Here is a 4,041-nt window from a genome sequence, read left to right as displayed (position 1 = left end):
TAAAGGATGTCCAAAGACTCGACGCCTTTAAAGCTAATTGACGAGTAAACCAACTCAATGCGTTGCTTTAATGTACATTAAATGAATCCCTGTCGGGGTTATCTTGGTTAAATCTCGGCTGTACACATAGCCATATTTTTCTAACAAGTCGATAGAGTGATATGTCCATCCCACAGCAAATGCTACGCCTGCCAATGCAAAATAAAGAGTTGTTTTATTTACCAATGGAGTCCATCGTTCACCGATAACTAATCTTGCAGTCTTCCCCGTAACTAAAGCAACTCCAGAAAAAATTGCAATGAACAGAATAGCACCAAAGCCTCCAACAGGAACCCATAACGTAATAACTGAAACTTGTACCATTTCTTCTCGATTCAATAGATCAATATAATCTTGAAAGACTCCAACACTAACCCAAAACCACAATGGAACAAGCAGAAAGCTAAGAATTGCCGCACATCTAACTTTAGTTTTCGACAGCATCTTCTAACACCTCAACTATTGAGTTGGCGATATTATATTCCCCCCAAGCCCATTCAATAATTCCATAAGTAAGGGCCACGGCAACAGCGCCAACAAGTACATAACCGGAAACAGCAACAACTCCCCACAAAATAGCCTCACCTGCCCCAAATTGGACCAGGGCTTTGAACATATCAGAACCGACATTCCCAAACCAGTTCACAAGGTGATAATCATCCTTGAACACTAAATCACTAGTTGCAATACTCGCCGACACGACAAACGTTAAGACTCCTGCCCCTTTAAAATTCGCTGCTCTTGATTTTGGGCTAAAGCCAGCTTACATTGCTTTAAATGAGTTGAGCGGGTATTTTTTTCCGTTCATGTTGATACGAGTACCATTCACAAACGCATATTTGAGCACTCTTCCATTCTGATCTGTGCCGTTAAACGCCACAAAGGTTTTGCCTTTGCTCTCAACCAAATCCGCTTTAACGCCCATATCACCAAACTGCTTGGCAATTGAAGCAGCATCAAACAGCGGCCCTGTGTGGCTAAACCATGATTTCGCAGTATTAATACTCGCCGCAAGGGCAGCAACATCTTTCCCTGCTTCCAGCCAAAGGTTATGCAGGATCTTGTGTGCATCCTCCAAATCCGTGATAAGAACATGTTGCATGTTCTTCGCCATTTCTTCTTCAAGAGAACACTCTAAAGCGAGAGAATCACTCAATATTTTGTCGATGGTTTGAGTTTGGCTAAACAATAACGGCTCTGAACGATATGGGTCATTCACTTGCGATAGATGACTCGCAGAACTGGTGAAATTAGACGATGGAGAAGTAGACGAGCGGTCACCAAAGGAGACACCTTGCCCCAAGCTCACGCCCGACCCCATATTGATATTGACACCCTGCCCGATATTAACGCCTGAACCCATATCAATTGAGCCAGACATTTGAGCACCAAGACTCACGGCGTCGCCACTCGAAAGCACAAAACAATTGCCGCATCCGGTATCAACCGGATCGTCTTTCATCGCTATCAGCTTGCCACCAATCTTTATATTTCGTGGGCAGCCCTGCATGATTGGACCTACTCCACGACAGTTTTCATCCCCGCAAGTACAGGTAGCTTGGTCTCCCAAGAGACTCACATCCAAATTGTTAATTTTTACGCCAGCAGTGCCTGTTAAGACTTTTCCGCCTGTAGTGGTTGGCGTTCCAACGGTGACGGCATTGTTAAACATGATGCTTACCAACTTGGAGAAACGTTCAACGTACTCGCAAGCATAAGCAATTGATCTGTTATCAACAAACTCAACGGACAAACCCTAGGCAAAAGGTCACATAATCGACAATTGAGGAAAATTCGACTATTTACCCATTTAGTTTTTGCTGGAGCCAATAAAGGTTATATGGCTTACCCTAAAGATAGTAATTTTGTTATCCAGTCAGCTAACTTATAGATAACCTCTAAGGTCGCATCAAATTTGTCGACCGCTGTCATAAACGTTGCGATGACAAGTAAAAAAGTTAAAAACAACATACTGTTCTGGATACTGACTTGTGTCTTTTGAATTTCTTTTTGATGCTCTTCGTTTCGTATATTTTCTTTGGTCTGAGTAAAGTAATGAATACCTTTGCCTTTCATTTTGTATAGAGGGTTAGAGTCATTGGCATGACTGACTCTGACAATTTCTCCATCTTCTACACATGCTTCCAAGATCCAATCAAGCGATTGTGAAAATTTCCTGTGAAGCTCATAGTCAAATATGCTTTTTTGACCCAAAAACAGTTCAACTAAATCACTTTTATTAAACGTCCCTTTGGTTAAAAACTTATCACTAGACATGAGGCACTCGTATATTTCGTACTTCGAGCGCAAAGGTGTACGCAGCCTTTTAGAAATACGCCAAGAACGAAACTTTTGACGAACCTTTGAAAAGAAAATCCCCATGTACATTAGGCGCAATTTACGCCATAAAACCATTTGTACAAGCTTAGCTGGTGTACAGTAGGTGTTTTCGTCTCTCCAATAGCCTAAGTAATATGTAACATCAATGCGAGCATGTTTCAGTGCAGCTTCTGATACAAAGCATTCAGTAGTCTGGTTGGCATCTAAGAACCTGTAGCCCTTAATCAATTTATTAGCTTGCAGTCCATTTTTTAGAGGGATAAACCTATATAGTAATCTCTGACTCCCTACTCGTTCTTTGGACATTGAATTTAACTGTTCTACTGTCCCTTGAGGGAAATATACATTGGTCTCATAAAAATCATTGTTCTTTGCCGCTTCGCTAGAAAGCGAGAACCGACTTGGACAAGCATTCTTGGCAAAATAAGCCAAAGCCCAAAACTTTATTCGTTCAGTTATCAAAAAAACTCCTAACTTTGATTGCCATGTAGCCCAATTAAGGTGAGCAACGCTACCACCCAAACCTAACGCATTGTGCCATAAGCACTAAAACTGAAGTAGAAGCAAAAGTGCCGAGCGTTGTGAATCCCTCTTAAATGCTTGTTATGCGTAGTTTTTGACATACTTTGTCATTGCTATTTCCGAGACTGACAAACCGTCGATTCTATATTGATCTTTAAACTCTCCAACAACATTGAACCCTGCCTTTAAGTAGAGGTTCTTTGCTGGGAAATTCTCTGATAATACACAAAGATCAAGCCAGTCAATTTCAGCTTTTTCTTGGCAGAAATTAATAACCGCATCAATGAGTCGTTGACCAATACCTTGCTTCCTGCAAGAAACATCTACGCCCATACCAAGTAGAACTCGATGAGAACGACTTTCATCACTGTGATGGCGAAGATCAATATGACCTTTGACACTTCCAGAGGTATCTTTTACAACCCATAGCTTTCTCCAGCCCAAATCGCCAAACTGATGGGAAAAGCCTTGGATAAACTTATCTTTTGTTGCTTCTGGAATTTCACTTTGCTCTCTGGACATTGGTTGGAAAAGAGGAACCTCTCCATTACCATTTTCAGACAGCTGATTTTCAAGATACGCAAAGAATGAATCTAAATCCGATTCTTCCGCTTCTACTACTTCCATCTCATACTCCGTACTCCATCGATTACGCATAACGCTTATTATCCGACAAGTTGACGGATTTCTCCGTTCTATAATGCGGTCTTTTTTATAGTGGTTCAATTGAAAATCAATTGGTTAAGACAGGCTAAGCAAAACTAGGCTGCAAGATGTCGTCTAATAACGGGAATGCAAATTTATTAGTTCTCTCGGATAAGTTTGCGTAAGGCAAACACACATTAACAGAATATGAACGAGCTTTTGTTCTAACTCGTTTCGGGGCAATTTCGTGTTACATGCCCCGTCAGCACACATGTTATCACCAAGCGATTCTGTCGTACCTTAATTACCAAGGAAATTTGACGGTCTCTATTTTTGAGTAATCCTGTAAAGGATGTCCAAAGACTCGACGCCTTTAAAGCTAATTGACGAGTAAACCAACTCAATGCGTTGCTTTAATGTACATTAAATGAATCCCTGTCGGGGTTATCTTGGTTAAATCTCGGCTGTACACATAGCCATATTTTTCTAACAAGT

General features: G+C 41.1%; 3 protein-coding genes and 2 pseudogenes. All 5 read right to left on the bottom strand.

Features of this window, described 5'->3' with window-relative positions; translation table 11 throughout:
• Window positions 1-54 precede the first annotated feature (54 nt).
• Complete coding sequence (locus QTN95_RS19850; protein ID WP_331418717.1) at window positions 55-483, bottom strand: hypothetical protein; 429 nt, start codon at window positions 481-483, stop codon at window positions 55-57.
• Window positions 467-1,207, bottom strand: a pseudogene (locus tag QTN95_RS19845) (hypothetical protein); the annotation flags it as partial. The pseudogene QTN95_RS19845 and the gene QTN95_RS19850, both read right to left, overlap by 17 nt.
• A gap of 276 nt (window positions 1,208-1,483) precedes the next feature.
• Window positions 1,484-1,711 (bottom strand): annotated as a pseudogene (locus QTN95_RS19840) (PAAR domain-containing protein); the annotation flags it as partial.
• A 173-nt stretch (window positions 1,712-1,884) separates the two neighbouring features.
• Window positions 1,885-2,841, bottom strand: a complete 957-nt coding sequence (locus tag QTN95_RS19835) for a hypothetical protein (RefSeq protein WP_331418716.1) — start codon at window positions 2,839-2,841, stop codon at window positions 1,885-1,887.
• A 141-nt stretch (window positions 2,842-2,982) separates the two neighbouring features.
• On the bottom strand, window positions 2,983-3,528 hold the full coding sequence (locus tag QTN95_RS19830; protein ID WP_331418715.1) for a GNAT family N-acetyltransferase: 546 nt from the start codon (window positions 3,526-3,528) through the stop codon (window positions 2,983-2,985).
• Window positions 3,529-4,041 lie beyond the last annotated feature (513 nt).

It is taken from the genome of Vibrio sp. M260112 (assembly GCF_036533775.1).
Classification (GTDB): Bacteria; Pseudomonadota; Gammaproteobacteria; order Enterobacterales; family Vibrionaceae; genus Vibrio.
Note: the sequence above shows the minus strand (reverse complement) of the source record. Positions and strands in the feature narration are given on the sequence as shown.

What these genes read in the sequence shown, in the direction of transcription:
- QTN95_RS19850 (WP_331418717.1), bottom strand. Translation starts at nt 483, where the DNA reads ATGCTGTCGAAAACTAAAGTTAGATGTGCGGCAATTCTTAGCTTTCTG.
- QTN95_RS19830 (WP_331418715.1), bottom strand. Translation starts at nt 3,528, where the DNA reads ATGGAAGTAGTAGAAGCGGAAGAATCGGATTTAGATTCATTCTTTGCG.